This is a genomic window from Pseudoalteromonas sp. THAF3 (assembly GCF_009363775.1).
Classification (GTDB): domain Bacteria; phylum Pseudomonadota; class Gammaproteobacteria; order Enterobacterales; family Alteromonadaceae; genus Pseudoalteromonas; species Pseudoalteromonas ruthenica.
In genome coordinates this window covers 1194069-1208713 of sequence record NZ_CP045418.1, presented here as the reverse complement: position 1 = coordinate 1208713, position 14645 = coordinate 1194069, and the positions used below count along the sequence as shown (strand labels likewise).

14 protein-coding genes and 1 tRNA gene are annotated in these 14645 nt (G+C 46.5%); all 15 read right to left on the bottom strand.

Going from position 1 to position 14645, the window contains the following annotated elements:
- Positions 1–8: 8 nt before the first annotated feature.
- The gene (locus FIU82_RS05530) at positions 9–308 is read right to left on the bottom strand and encodes a PilZ domain-containing protein (protein WP_022944035.1); all 300 of its coding nucleotides are present in this window, start codon (positions 306–308) and stop codon (positions 9–11) included.
- 137 nt (positions 309–445) lie between these two features.
- Positions 446–817: a PleD family two-component system response regulator gene (locus FIU82_RS05525; protein ID WP_022944034.1), complete on the bottom strand. Its 372-nt coding sequence runs from the start codon at positions 815–817 to the stop codon at positions 446–448.
- Between the two features lie 78 nt (positions 818–895).
- Entirely contained in the window at positions 896–4798 is a 3903-nt protein-coding gene (gene hrpA / locus FIU82_RS05520) for an ATP-dependent RNA helicase HrpA (protein ID WP_152440534.1), read from the bottom strand.
- Positions 4799–4930: 132 nt separating this feature from the next.
- On the bottom strand, positions 4931–5359 hold the full coding sequence (locus FIU82_RS05515; protein WP_026110983.1) for a CBS domain-containing protein: 429 nt from the start codon (positions 5357–5359) through the stop codon (positions 4931–4933).
- A gap of 78 nt (positions 5360–5437) precedes the next feature.
- Positions 5438–6466 (bottom strand): isoaspartyl peptidase/L-asparaginase family protein, encoded by a 1029-nt coding sequence (locus FIU82_RS05510; protein WP_152440533.1) that lies wholly within the window; start codon positions 6464–6466, stop codon positions 5438–5440.
- Between the two features lie 142 nt (positions 6467–6608).
- A complete protein-coding gene (locus FIU82_RS05505; protein ID WP_022944030.1) occupies positions 6609–7352 on the bottom strand; it encodes a reprolysin-like metallopeptidase in 744 nt (247 codons plus the stop codon).
- Positions 7353–7368: 16 nt separating this feature from the next.
- The gene (locus FIU82_RS18735) at positions 7369–8085 is read right to left on the bottom strand and encodes a hypothetical protein (RefSeq protein ID WP_045978103.1); all 717 of its coding nucleotides are present in this window, start codon (positions 8083–8085) and stop codon (positions 7369–7371) included.
- Positions 8086–8466: 381 nt separating this feature from the next.
- The gene (locus tag FIU82_RS05495; protein WP_152440532.1) at positions 8467–8856 is read right to left on the bottom strand and encodes a nuclear transport factor 2 family protein; all 390 of its coding nucleotides are present in this window, start codon (positions 8854–8856) and stop codon (positions 8467–8469) included.
- Between the two features lie 246 nt (positions 8857–9102).
- Positions 9103–9474 (bottom strand): hypothetical protein, encoded by a 372-nt coding sequence (locus tag FIU82_RS05485; RefSeq protein WP_045978105.1) that lies wholly within the window; start codon positions 9472–9474, stop codon positions 9103–9105.
- A 36-nt stretch (positions 9475–9510) separates the two neighbouring features.
- Entirely contained in the window at positions 9511–10353 is an 843-nt protein-coding gene (locus FIU82_RS05480; protein WP_253946357.1) for an IS3 family transposase, read from the bottom strand.
- A gap of 11 nt (positions 10354–10364) precedes the next feature.
- Complete coding sequence (locus tag FIU82_RS05475; RefSeq protein WP_216651825.1) at positions 10365–10676, bottom strand: transposase; 312 nt, start codon at positions 10674–10676, stop codon at positions 10365–10367.
- A 147-nt stretch (positions 10677–10823) separates the two neighbouring features.
- Positions 10824–11255, bottom strand: coding sequence for a hypothetical protein (locus tag FIU82_RS05470; protein WP_105254733.1), 432 nt, complete (start codon positions 11253–11255; stop codon positions 10824–10826).
- Positions 11256–11757: 502 nt separating this feature from the next.
- Positions 11758–11833, bottom strand: a tRNA-Ala gene (locus tag FIU82_RS05465).
- A 120-nt stretch (positions 11834–11953) separates the two neighbouring features.
- Positions 11954–13870: a molecular chaperone HtpG gene (gene htpG, locus FIU82_RS05460; RefSeq protein ID WP_138509132.1), complete on the bottom strand. Its 1917-nt coding sequence runs from the start codon at positions 13868–13870 to the stop codon at positions 11954–11956.
- A gap of 146 nt (positions 13871–14016) precedes the next feature.
- Positions 14017–14628, bottom strand: a complete 612-nt coding sequence (gene recR, locus FIU82_RS05455) for a recombination mediator RecR (protein WP_053911728.1) — start codon at positions 14626–14628, stop codon at positions 14017–14019.
- Positions 14629–14645 lie beyond the last annotated feature (17 nt).

Below are 14645 nucleotides of genomic sequence, written 5' to 3'. Positions count from 1 at the left end.
TCTTCACCCTAATTAATATCAAGCATTTCCACGCCAATGCAGTACTGTCCCTGGTCGTCTTGCGTACAACGCACGACCTGGGTCAGCGCTTTAAGTGGCGGCACCGAACCATCGGGTGAGTTGATATCCACTTTTACTGTGGCGCCCGGGTCGATGGGTTCATCAACCAGTAACTGCATGCCAGTGGCGCTCAAGTCGCGGCAGGTTGCCGTTAACTGCAAATATTTATCATTGTGTGATACCTCAAGCTTTGCTTGAGCATTCACCATCATACGCATAAAGCCGCGCTTATCGTCATCATAAAGCATTGTTGTTCTCCTTTTGTGCTTTACAGCAGCCGATCGCAGGCCTATCACTACCTACCTACGCATGCCGCAGTTGGGGTCGCACCACAAAGCCCACCTAAACGGGCGAAACATGTGTTGCTATAGGCAGCATACTCGGATTAAATAAGGGTTTGCAAGCTATCCAATAACTCATTGAAAGATAGGGGTTTTACGAAGTAGGCATCGCAGCCAGCGGCGTACCCTTGTTGCTTGGCATGGGGGGATTCGAGTCCGGAGATCATCAACACCGGAATATCTTGCGTTTCTGGGGTGTTTTTTAACATACGACAGGTGTCGAAGCCATCAAGCCCCGGCATACACACATCGAGCATGATGGCGTCCGGGTGCTGATTGATGGCCTCGTTCAGGCACTGCTTGCCCGAATCAACATACTGCAATTGGTACTGTTGACCAAGTGCTTGAGCATACAGTGTAAAATTAAAATATTCGTCATCGACTACTAATAGCTTAGCTTTGCCGTGATTATTCAACTTATTCCCTATCCTTGTCGGCGAGCACCTGAATCACTCTAATAATATAAAGTTACCTCAGCTTAGCGCGAATGCAAGTTAACTCTCGGCGAGATAGTCATTAATTGCGTTCAACACCCGTTTTGCAGAAACCGGATAAGGGGTTCCCAGCGTTTGCGCGAATAACGATACACGTAGCTCTTGCTGCATCCAAAACAGCGCTTGCAAGGCCGGCGGCTGGGGCTCACCTTTAGGGTGTTTGGCCAAACACTTATGGTACGCCTTCGCTACTTTATCCAGCTCAAGGGTACACAAGCGGTCGCGGTTAGGGTCCACCGGTAGTTTTTCCAAACGTTTATCTATGGCTTTCATATAACGGCATAAATCGGCCATTTTATGCGCCCCATGATGGCTAACGAAGCCTTTAAAGACGAGGCTTTCCAATTGACTTTTAATATCACCGTGAGCGGTGATCATGGTTAAGTCCACTTTGCCACGCATACGTTTATGGATACCATGGGCCAAACTCAACACCTGCTCCACTTGCAAAGCGATCGCCACCACAGTGTCGCCCAGTTCGCCGCGAATAAACTCTTTGGCTTTATTAAACGTTTCGGCGTCTCGGATTTCCCCGCATTGCTCTAAAAGCTTATCAACCCCAGCGGCGATACAATCATCAATCAGCAATTGCACTTTACCAAAGGGGTTAAAATACAAACCTAGTTTGGCTTTATTCGGTAAATTCTGCTGCAAATACTTAATTGGCGAAGGAATATTCAAAAGCACCATGCGTCGCAGACCCATCTGGTGCGCTGCAGATGCTTTGCTTGGTGAATCGAATAGCTCAATCGCCGTGCTGTCTTTTTTGTCGACCAAGGCAACAAAGGCTTTAACCTCGTATTGGCCTTGTTTTTTCACATAGGACTGAGGTAAAGAGTCAAATTGCCATTCCACTAAGCCTTCGCGCTCAATGCCCTTATCCGCGACCTGCGATAGGGTATTACTCACTTTATCCGCTAGTTGTGTTTTTAAGGCCTCTAAGTCATAACCACGGGCCACTAACTTACCCTTATCATCACGCACTTCAAACGCCATGCGCAGGTGCTCATCCAAGGTGCTAGTATCAAAGTCCTCAGCGTCCACTTTGGCTCCGGTCATGCGAAATAGGCGCAGCGCCAGCGCCTCACGCAACGACCCTTGCAGTGGCTCTACAGAGCTGAGCACCGCGTCCGCGTAATTCGGTGCCGGCACAAAGTTGCGACGTTGGGTTTTCGGTAATGATTTGATAAGAGCGCACACCAACTCATGGCGCAGCGCCGGAATATGCCAATCAAAACCTTCGCCGCTGACTTGGTTGAGCAGCGCCAAGGGAATTTGCACCGCCACCCCATCAACGTCTTGCCCGGGTTCAAAGTTATATTGCAACGGCAGCACTAGGTTGCCTTGCATCCACACATCCGGGTAGTTATCCGCCGTGATCTCAGTGGCCCCGTGCTGCATCAGGTCTTCTTTGCGCATGAACAAAAAGCGTTTGTTGTGACGCTTTTGTTCTTTGTACCACTTCAAGAAGCTAACACGATTACATATATCACCAGGGATGTGCTGGTCATAGAAATCAAACAGCGCTTGCTCATCCACTAAAATATCGCGTCGGCGTGCCTTGTTCTCTAAATCTTGAACTTCTTCGATAAGCTCACGGTTAACTTGCAAAAACGCTTCACTGGCGCCGAGCTCTTGCTCGACCAAGGCCGTGCGAATAAATATTTCTCGGCTAAGGGCCGGGTCTATTTTATCGTACTGACTGCGCTTACGCGCCACGATAGTGAGGCCATACAGAGTTTGTTGTTCAAAGGCGATCACTGCGCCGGCTTTTTTCTGCCAGTGCGGTTCACTGTAACTGCGTTTCACCAAGTGCTGTGCTAGGAGCGCCAGCCAACTGACGTCAATTTTGGCATTGATGCGAGCATATAACTTGGAGGTTTCCACCAGCTCGGCAGACATCACCCACTTGGGGCGCTTTTTAAACAGGTTGGAGCCTGGAAAAATATGAAACTGACTGTTGCGTGCGCCCTGATAAAACGCATTCTTTTCGTCTTTTTGGCCTATATGGCTGAGTAACCCGCTCAACAGCGCCTGATGTATCGCCTCATGTTCAGGCTCGTTGTTACTGTCCTTTAGGCCCATTTCGTTACAAATCGTCGTGACTTGATAAACAATATCTTGCCACTCACGAATACGCATATATGCCAGAAACTCTTTTTGGCATAACCTGCGGAATTGATTGTTGGTGAGCGCTTGCTGTTGCTGCTCCAAATAATGCCACAAATTCAAGAACGCGATGAAATCAGAATGCTCATCATCGAAGCGCGCATGCAGCTCATCGGCCTTGGCTTTTTTCTCCTGCGGACGCTCTCTGGGGTCTTGAATGGCTAACGCTGCCGCAATCACTATCACTTCACGCATCGCCCCCGTGGAGACACTGCTGAGCACCATCTTCGCTAACCGAGGGTCCAGCGGCAAGCGCGCTAGGTCGCGTCCCAACTTAGTGAGCTTGGTCTGCCCTTTATGTTTGCTCGCTTGCACTGCTTCGAGCTCTTCAAGCAGGCGCACACCATCGTTGATGTTGCGGCTATCCGGCGGCTGTACAAAAGGGAATTGGCTAATATCACCAAGCCCCAAACCCAGCATTTGCAAAATGACCGACGCCAAGTTAGTACGTAGAATCTCTGGGTCAGTAAATTCTGGACGACCAAGAAAGTCTTCTTCGCTGTATAAACGTATACACACCCCTGCTTCAACCCGGCCACACCGACCTTTACGTTGATTGGCACTGGCTTGCGACACCGCCTCAATAGGTAGGCGCTGGACTTTAGTGCGGTAACTATAGCGGCTAATACGTGCCGTACCCGGGTCTATGACATAGCGGATCCCAGGCACCGTAAGTGAGGTTTCAGCCACATTCGTGGCGAGCACAATACGGCGTTTATTACCGGGGTGGAATATGCGATTTTGTTCGGCATTGGATAATCGCGCATACAAAGGCAGCACTTCGGTATGCTTTAAGTTGCGCTTGCTCAAGGCATCGGCGGTATCCCGAATTTCGCGCTCACCATTCATGAAAATCAAAATATCCCCAGGGCCTTCGCTGTAGAGCTCATCTACAGCATCAAAAATACCCTGCAGTTGATCATTCTCATCTTGGTTGTCGTCACCGCCTTGTATCTCGGTTAAGGGCCGATAACGTACTTCAACGGGATATGTTCGCCCGGAGACTTCAATGATTGGGGCGTCATTGAAGTGGCGAGAGAAACGCTCTGGGTCGATGGTCGCTGAGGTGATAATTACTTTAAGATCCGGGCGCTTGGGTAGCAGGTTCTTTAAATAGCCGAGGATAAAGTCGATGTTTAAACTGCGCTCGTGCGCCTCATCGATAATAATAGTGTCGTATTGATTCAGGTAGCGGTCGTTTTGTATCTCTGCGAGTAAGATACCGTCGGTCATCAGCTTAATGTAGCTGCGTTCACTGACCTGGTCGCTAAAGCGTATTTTAAAGCCGACGGTTTCGCCGATTTCGCTATGGAGTTCTTCGGCAATACGCGCTGCCACACTGCGGGCAGCTAATCGACGTGGTTGAGTGTGGCCAATCAAGCCCTCGACACCACGGCCTAACTCTAGGCAAATCTTCGGCAGCTGAGTCGTCTTACCCGAACCGGTCTCACCGGCGACAATCACCACTTGGTGCTTCGCTATTGCCGCTTTTATGTCTTCACGTTTATCGCTAACCGGCAGGGCCGCTGGGAATTGCGGCTTTGGCAGTTGTTCAAGGCGTTGTGCGCGCTGGCTGATGCTGTGCTCTATCGCCTGCTCAATTTTGGCCAGTACGCTTTGTTGCTTCTCGGAGTCGGAAATCTTATCAGCGCCTTGCAGGCGCCTTTTTAATACAAACTGATCCTTTTTCAAACACTCGGAGAGTTTACCATACAACGGCTTGCTTGCTGACACTCAGGCCCCTAATTAATGACTTAAAAATGGTCGCTAAGCTTAGCAAACTATGAGCGCCAAGTGTACCGGGTATTAAGCCCTGAATGCCGATGGCTAGGCCTTTTTGGCTATTAATCAGAGCCTACAGCAACACTAAACAAATCGATGTCCGGACGTATAATTGCAATGCAGATGCTTATCCAATGCCAGTAGGATGTGCGCGCGGGTGATAATCCCGAGTAACTTACCTTGTTCATCACATACCGGATACATTTTCGGCTTATCAACTTTCATATTTTCGGCGAGTGTCATCACACTCTCCTCTGGCGTCACACACAGTGGCTCTTTGGTCATGACATCACCAACAACTGTATGTGCTTCATTTTGGTAAGTGGATGTCAACATATGTTGTAAGCAATCCTGCTCCGACACGAAACCGATGATGGTTCCGAGGTCGTCAACAACAGGTCCTCCTGTTTGGCCGCTTTGTAATAGCCTCTCTACAGCCGTTTCAATCGGCATAGTGGCTTTGAATTTTACTGGTCTATGGTTGTAATAATCAGCGACTTTGATTGATTGCATAGGCACCCCCAAATAAGTAAACGCCAACATAGCTAACTATAGTTGGCGTTTACAAAATTGCTTATATCTTTGAAGGATTTATTCGTCTTTAAAAATCGCTACATAGGTGTCACTGGTTGATGACTTGCTAGCGCGATACATACCTTTGGTATTAAACGGCATGCTGATGTTCCCTTTGCCATCAATAATGATGACTCCCCCGGTGCCACCAGCGTCAAACATAGGTCCAAAAATAACTTCTTTACCCGCCTGCGCTATGCTTTTTTGCTGATATTGCACACGTGCGCAAATGTCGCTCGCTACTTGATAACGGATGAAAAACTCACCGTGGCCGGTTGCTGAAACTGCACAAGACTCATTGTCGGCGAATGTACCCGCGCCAATGATCGGTGAATCACCAATACGACCAAAGCGCTTCGCCGTCATGCCTCCTGTTGATGTACCCGCTGCCATATTACCGTGTTTATCCAAAGCTACGGCGCCAACGGTACCCATTTTATAGGATGTTGGTAACGCTTGATGACGAGCTTGGTAGTCTTGACTAGCTGGCTTGGCTTTATCTAATTTTTGTTTTGCCTTGAGCAAGGCTTCATAACGATGCTCTGTATCAAAGTAACTGTTATCAACCTTCTCCACCCCCTGCTGCTGAGCAAATGCTTCAGCCCCTGCACCGCTGAGTAGCACATGAACAGAGTCCGTCATTACTAAGCGCGCCAAGTTAATAGGGTTTTTAATGTGCTTTACTCCAGCTACTGCACCAGCTTGGCGCGTACGTCCATCCATGATCGAGGCATCGAGCTCATGAGTGCCTTCATAGGTGTAAACGGCCCCCTTGCCGGCATTAAAATAAGGAGAATCTTCCAGTACGTTGATCGCCGCATTGACGGCATCTAGGCTTTCACCTCCTTGCGCTAATACTTGGTAGCCGGCTTCAACCGCCTGCTTGAGTTTATCGCGATAGGCTTTTTCTTGCTCCGCAGTGAAGCGGGCTTTTTCGATGGTGCCAGCACCACCATGGATAGCAATGGCAAAGGGTTCATCGTCAGCCATAGCAGGTTGCGCTGCTAAAGCACTCAGTGCTGCGAATGTATAAAGTATAGACTTCATGAGGCTCTCCGTTTATGGCCTAAGGCTTTTGTTATTATTCGCCAAATACTATGGGCGCTTGGATAACGATTGGCAACCTGATGCGATTAACGGCAGTGATAAAAAAGAGCACCACAGTGGTGCTCCTCATTCAGGGGGAATACTATTTAAAGTTGGCGATACTGTTTTTCGTTGCTTCAACGGTTTTCCAGGCATACGCTTGTCCAGTTATGCCGTAAGGCAGACCGTTTACACTCCAGTTTGGATTGGCAAAGTAATCATATTGCGTGGCACTGCCAAATACATGTGGGTAGGCCATAATGCTGGCAAATTGATTATCAACGCCGTGGCCCATACCATCGACATACACACCGCCACTGGTATCGCCTTGTTTGCGTGAATGGGCCAAGCCTTGATTATGTCCTAGTTCATGAACAAAGGTGGTTGCTCCACAGTCCACTGCGGTAATGCTATACATGTTGTTTGAGGTAGACGCATATAAGTTACCAGAAGCACTGCTGCCTTGGCCTACCCAAGCAATACCGCAGGTAATATAACCATTCGAGCCCGCACCTTTACCTAGCACGGCCATCATATCGGCTCCCCAGCTATTACGCAGGTTTTGAACACTCGAAGCATTGGTCACTGAGTTCAACCAACTGCTTGAGGGGCTGATACTGTAATTACCTAGGTTTTGCTGGCCAGCAACACGAAGCTGTAGATCAATACCGTTTTGACTGTAAACCTGATTCGCAAAAGCAATCAACTGATTGATCTTTGTATTAATATTACCTGTAGCCGCTGCTGCTTCATCAGTATATAAAATACCAATATCAATCGTCGCTGCTTGCGCCATTGACGCACCCATAGCACTTGCAATAAGCGCTGATTTTACGAGTTTTTTCATTATTGTTCCCTTATTTTTAGTTAGTGGGGGTGGTTGTAAATTGAGGATTGAAATTTTCCGGGTTGGCGTCAGCTTGGTGACTACTTGCATGCACCTCTTGCTCTTGGTGCTGGCGATAAAGATCGCGTTTTGCCGCTATCCATCCATGCTCGTTTTTCGATTCAAAAACATAATTGCCACTGGGTGCCGTCAGCTGACCATAGACGGCGTCTTTTCCAACAGTTAATACCGTGGTATGAAAACGCCCCCCTGCCCCTGTTACCGCACCAAACACACTCCTATCGCCATTTTCAGCGACACTGACGTTATTTACTTCAGCAACAAAGCTCTCTTGAGTTTGCGGTATCATCAGTTCAAAAGTGTCACCGGCTTCAAGAGCACGCAACGCGCTCAGGTCAAATTCCACATAGGCTTCATTGCGTAAGTCTGTTGGGATCACGCCCGCCTCTTGCAGCTTTGCTTGCGCGGTTTTCGATACCTTATTGACCGAGGCAACACCAAAGTCAGTAGGCTGATGCTTATCGTGCTTCGCTGGTGTCTTTAACAAAGGTTGGGGACTGCTTTTCGGTTCAGTGACCGCTTGTTTGTGTATTGATATTTGTGCAACAGGAGGTTGCTGCTCGGGTGTTTCGATTGTTGCGTTATGATGAGTGCTTGGACCTTGCTGCCCAAGATAAATCCAAAGAAGTGCACCTGCACTCACGCTGATAAGCGCTAAAAATATCCACCGCATGATACGTTCCGTTATTAGTTATTTTGGAACGCAGAATAATCATACAAATATAAATTTTCAATTAACAAATGTTCGATAATTAAGCACTAAATATTGAAATTTACAAATAAGCCCATGCTATACAACGGGTTACGATATTTACATAGGTTTACATTTGAATAACAAATATACCTATTTATGGTACTTATACGTACTCATAAATTCCTTTTGCTAACGCTAAGGAGGAAGTGAATAAAGGTTCATCAGTTAGGTTCTATTAACAGAATTCAATCAAGTCTGACAGTCGCATTTGTGCCAATAGAGAATGGTGAACGCCTAAGTGAAGCTGCTATGCAAAGCATAATCGGCTTAAATGAGTTATTAGCCAGCCAATGGCTGCTACTAAGTACCGCCAAGATTGCTCTGTTCATTAGGTGAGAGAACTTGGCGCACTTTCATACTATCGTAGAAAGACTGGATTTCCTTGATCTTGCCATCCTCAACGCGAACCCAGTCGCAAGAAGGAATAGCTCCTTGTGGGGTCAGGTTTTCAAACCAGATAGCGGCTTGATCATTAGTGGCAACAACCTCTTCTATCTTGAGACGTTGCACGCTCTTCCGGGCCATGGGTTCTACGGTTTCAATATAATGTTCACGACCTGCAAGCCGCCCAAATGGGCTGGTGTGGACAAAGTCGGGGGTCAAGTGGTCCCTCAACCACTCGATATCCATTCTGATCCACGCTTCAATCCACCCTGTTGCAAGCTTAGCGCTCAGCTCTGTTTTGGTCATAAAGATCTCTTTCAGTCTAGCTTCGGCTGGCTAACGTCGCATTAAGGGGTGAGCAACACCAACAAAATTCGCTGCAAACAACTTAAACACTAAAACCAACACCTAGTAAAAATGCCACGCATTGCGAATTACTCTTAAACAGTTTGTATGGATAATAACTCCATATTTTTATTCTTTTAAACCAGTTTAGGGTAATGTGGGAAGCGCCAAAAGCTTAAAAAGAGCTATTGACGCCATAGTCTCTTGTTAGTTTTCGAAGTTTTCATAAGTCCCAAGCCAATCTTTATGCTCAGGATATTTTTGCTTATAAGCCTTCAAGTCGGCTTTAGGAGCGTACTTAAAATACAAACCGAAATAATCAACTAAGTAATTTTCACCTTTACCCATTCGCCAAAACATATCTGTTGGGTGGAAATCAGGAAATTTAACCCATGGTGGTTCTGGTGGGTTACTTTTTAATTCATTCTCGTAACGTTCTTTGAGCATTCTTTCCCATGCGACTTTATGCTCAAGATACTTGTTCCATTGCTCGTCAGTTAAGTTCGCTGGCTTATCATTCGCCATTGTCGCAACTGATATAAAAATCAAATTAAAAAATAATACTCGAAACATACTCATAGAAAATGGTCTTCCCCATCAAAAGTAGACAGGTTATTACGCAAACCGTTGTTCATACTCCAGCGGGCTGAGATAGCCTAACGCTGAGTGACGTCGTTTGCGGTTATAAAATATTTCAATGTATTCAAACATACAGGATTTAACGTGTTGTATCGAGTGGAATTTCTCGGCATAAACCAGCTCAACTTTGAGACGACTGAAGAAGGATTCCATCACCGCATTATCCCAGCAATTGCTCTTTCGGCTCATGCTGATTATCGCACCTGATGAACGCACTAAATCCTGATAGGCCACCGCACGGTACTGCACGCCTCTATCTGAGTGAAGCATCAAACCTGGTTTAACCTCCCTGCGGGCCAGTGCCATGTTGAAAGCATCTGAAATCAGCTTGACCGTCATCGACGTGTCTAATGCCCAACCGACAATCGCCCTTGAGAACAGGTCCATCACAGCGGCCAGGTAAAGCCACTGGCCGCGAACACGGATATAAGTGATATCTGATACCCATTTCCTGTTGGCACGCTCTGTGATGAACTGCTGGGCAAGCACATTCCCTTCTACATTCGAGTTTGAATAGCTGCTGCGACTGTAACGGAACGCTTTGCCATTTCTTGCCTTGAGAGCCAGCTCTTGCATGATTTTAGCGACCGTATTGAGGCTACATCGAACACCGCTGGCATTGAGTTCATAGGTTAGTCTGGGCGCGCCGTAGCGTGCCTTAAAGACCTCATAAGCCTCTTTCACATGATGGGCCAACTCAGCATGTTTCTGTGCTTTATTGCTCGGCTTTCGGTTCAAGTAACGATAAAAGCCAGAGCGTGAGACTTTCAATGCTCTGCACATCAAGGTGATCCGGAACTGGCCTACATACTGCGCAATCAGCGCGTACTTTACTCCTGGCTTTTCGCAAAGTACGCGGCTGCCTTTTTTAAGAATTCATTTTCCTCTTTCAGGTCGTGTAGCTCGCGCTTGAGACGGCGCAGTTCCTCACTTTCATGTTTCGAGTAATCAACGCCTTGAACGGTATTAAATTGCTTGTCGGAAAGACGGTTGAATTGCCTACGCCAGTTATAAATTTGCTGGGCGCTGATCCCCAGCTCTTCGGCGACGGATTTGTTGGTATTTCCGGGTTGCTCCGCCCTTCGAACCGCTTCGCGACGAAACTCTTCGGTATAGGCCTGGGTTCTTTTCTTTTTAGTCATGAGACACCTCTTTTCTAACTATAGAAGGTGTCTACTTTTTTTGGGTAAGTCCTAAAACTAACGCCCTAATAATGGGCAAAAAATTGTTGGCTAAAATGTTGAGGAACGAAAACAGCCAACTGTTTTTTGTCCTTATTAATTAGCTTGTTATAAAGCACGTACGGGAAAACCCTTTAAAATTTCATCTAGGTCTTCGATGATAGATTGGAGATAGGTTTGATCAAACCCACTAGAGAATTTAAGCTCATTTCCAACACCAACACTGTCCATGCAATTTCCCTCTAATTCTATTCCACCTCTTCCATTCCCAACTAATTTGATTTCAAGTTGCCCCTCAAGGCTGTCAAATGTAGCTGTACCTTTTAAGCAAGAATAGAGTTTTTGTATTTCTTTAGAGAATTTAACGAAATCATAGGTTTGGAAACTGGCAGAAAATTTACCACTAAAGCTTCCGAATGAAACACTAACAGAGCAAAGAAGCCAGTTATCATCAAAAGACTCGCCACTGGGAGAGTGTTGATACTTTTCTACAGTGATCTCTACTTGTTCATTTGGAGAACAACCGATGGATAAACTCATACGTTCCTTGTGCTTTATAACAACTTATTAGCGAGAGCTTGCACGATACACTTCCTTGTAAGGTCGGAGGCTGAGTATATATAGGTACACTAATAAGACTTAGAAAATCACCTTAAATCATACAATAAAGTAAATGTCGCCTCGGCACAATGCGAACAGAGTTATACTGCAGTTCAGCGTATTCCCGCGCTACGTAGGGTGATTGAAATTACAGATTTCTGTAGTGGTGAAGCTATAACGCATAAGTTGGAGTTGTTTAAAGCAAACCAAACTGATTGTTATGAAGTCTTTGTAGATGGCAAGCTTTGAAAGAAACGTATTGGCTGGAGCAACATTCTTGCTGGCATTAGGATGGCACTGCCAAGGCTAGCTAGAGAACGTCTATTTTTCGCTCATAGCTGCCAGTCAGATGAAGCCTAAACCTGCTCATCTAAACTGTAAGGTCAGATATTCGTAACTTAAAATAAAGGGAATCAATGTACTGGTAAGGAAAAGAAGTGATTGGTGGAGCTAGGCGGGATCGAACCGCCGACCTCTTGCATGCCATGCAAGCGCTCTCCCAGCTGAGCTATAGCCCCAAAACACGACGTTATTCTATGTTCTTTTAACTCGCTTGAAAACCCCTAACCTTCCGTTTTTTATGAATTTATCAATAAAAAAACCCGAGCTATTGCTCGGGCCTTTCGGTTGGGAACTGTTTACTTATTTAAATCAAGCATGAGTTTATTCAGTCGACTAACAAAGCCAGCTGGGTCTTTCAAGCTGCCGCGCTCAGCCAATAGTGCTTGGTCAAGCAATACTTCTGACCACTGCTTGAACTTATCTTCGTCTTGCTCATCATTTAAATGTTTCACAAGTTGGTGCTCAGGGTTAAGCTCGAACACCGGCTTGGTTTCCGGCGCTTGCTGCCCAACTGATTCCATCAACTTGATCATTTGCGAGCTCATGTCGTTCTCATCGGCAACAACACAGGCTGGCGAGTCAGTTAAGCGGTGTGTAAAGCGTACTTCTTTAACTTTATCGCTAAGCACCTCTTTGATGCGCTCTAAAAGTCCTGCTACTTCCTTCTCCGACTCTTCTTGCGCTTTTTTACTTTCTTCGTCGTCCAAGTCACCTAAGTCAAGATCGCCACGAGTAATCGACTGGAACTGCTTTTCCTGGAACTCAGTAAGGTGGCTCATCATCCACTCGTCAACACGATCGCTCAGCAGTAAGACTTCGATGCCTTTTTTACGGAAAATCTCCAAATGCGGTGAGTTTTTCGCCGCTTCAAAGCTATCAGCCACAACGTAGTAAATCTTGTCTTGGCCTTCATCCATGCGCTCAATGTATTGCTCTAGTGATACATTCTGAGTTGCTTCATCGCTGTGCGTTGAAGCAAAGCGCAGCAGCTTGGCAATGGCTTCTTTGTTAGCCATATCTTCAGCTGGGCCTTCTTTGATCACCCCACCAAACTCATTCCAGAAAGTCTGGTACTGCTCAGGCTTGTTTTTGCCCATGCGGTCAAGCATTTTTAATACCCGCGAGGTACAGCCTTTGCGGATCGCCTGGGTCACTTTGTTGTCTTGTAAAATTTCACGAGACACGTTCAATGGTAAATCATTGGAATCAAGCAAACCTTTTACAAAGCGTAAGTAGCCAGGCATAAACTGCTCTGCGTCATCCATGATAAAGACGCGTTGCACATACAGTTTTAAGCCGTTTTGGCGGTCGCGATTATACAAATCAAACGGTGCACGCTTAGGAATGTAAAGCAGGCTAGTGTATTCAGTTTTACCTTCTACTTTATTGTGCGCCCATGTCAGTGGTTCTTCCCAATCGTGGCCTACATGCTTGTAGAATTCTTGATATTCTTCATCACTGATTTCAGATTTATCACGTGTCCATAAGGCTTCGGCTTTGTTAATAGCTTCCCACTCACCGGGCTTGGCTTCAATTTTCTCACCGTCAGGGCCTTCAGATTCCGGCACTGGCTCGCGATACATTTCCACTGGAATCGAAATATGGTCTGAGTATTTAGTCACGATACCGCGTAGGCGGAAGTCATCAAGGAACTCTGTTTCATCATCGCGCAGATGTAAAATAATCTCAGTGCCTCGACTCGGCTTGTCAATATTCGCTAGTGTGTACTCACCCTCGCCTTTTGACTGCCATTCAACAGCCTGGCTTTCGCCGGCCTTACGCGTGCGCACAGTCACTTCGTCGGCAACAATAAAGGCCGAGTAAAAACCCACACCGAATTGACCAATAAGTTGCGAGTCTTTAGCTTTATCTCCGGTAAGGTTTTGGAAAAACTCAGCAGTACCCGATTTGGCAATCGTGCCCAATGCACTCACCACTTCATCGCGGTTCATGCCTATGCCGTTATCGCTGATGGTGACCGTTTTTTTATCTTTATCGGCGCTAATACGCACTTTTAAGTCGGCATCGCCTTCATACAAACTGTCATTTTCTAACGCCAAGAAACGCAGCTTGTCTGCCGCATCTGACGCATTAGAAACCAACTCACGTAGGAAAATCTCTTTGTTGGAATACAAAGAGTGGATCATTAAGTTAAGCAGTTGCTTTACTTCGGTTTGAAAGCCGAGCGTTTCTTTTTCTGATGTTGCTGTCATTTCTCTCTCCGTTAGCAAACAATCCCAGCATGTCTGGGAAGCAGATATGCTCTGTATATGGGGTATTGCAACTCGGATTCAAGAGTGTACGCATAAAAAAAACGCCTAACGGCGCTTTTTTGTAAGTAAACAGACTTCTCTAAAAGTCAGCTTTCATATTGCACTTGTTTACGACCGTTGAAGGCATGGGATAATGTCATACCATCGACTAAGTCAAGCTCGCCTCCAACGGGCACGCCATGGGCGATGCGCGACGCACCGACATTGTACTGTTTACACAACTGGGCAATATAATGAGCCGTGGTTTCGCCTTCAACTGTCGGGTTGGTCGCTAATATCACTTCATTGATGCTGCCCTGGGCAAGCTTTTGCTCTAACACGTCTAGGCCAATTTCATTCGGGCCAATACCATCGAGTGGCGAAAGATGACCCATTAATACGAAGTATAAGCCTTGATAGTGCCCTGTTTGTTCAACCGCCAAGACGTCACTGGGTGATTCCACAATACATAACAAGCCCGAATCTTGGCGCTTTACATTACTACATAACTCGCAGATGTCTTGCTCAGTAAAGGTGCGACAGCTTTGGCAGTGACCAATGTCTTGCATCGCTTGGTTTAAGGCTTGCCCTAATTGCGCCCCCCCTTCTCGGTCTCGCTCTAATAAATGAAAAGCGATGCGCTGCGCTGATTTCGGGCCAATGCCTGGTAGGCAGCGTAAAGCGTCAACAAGTTGCGTTAATTTTGGAGATAATTGCATAACGGATCCCAAGTACC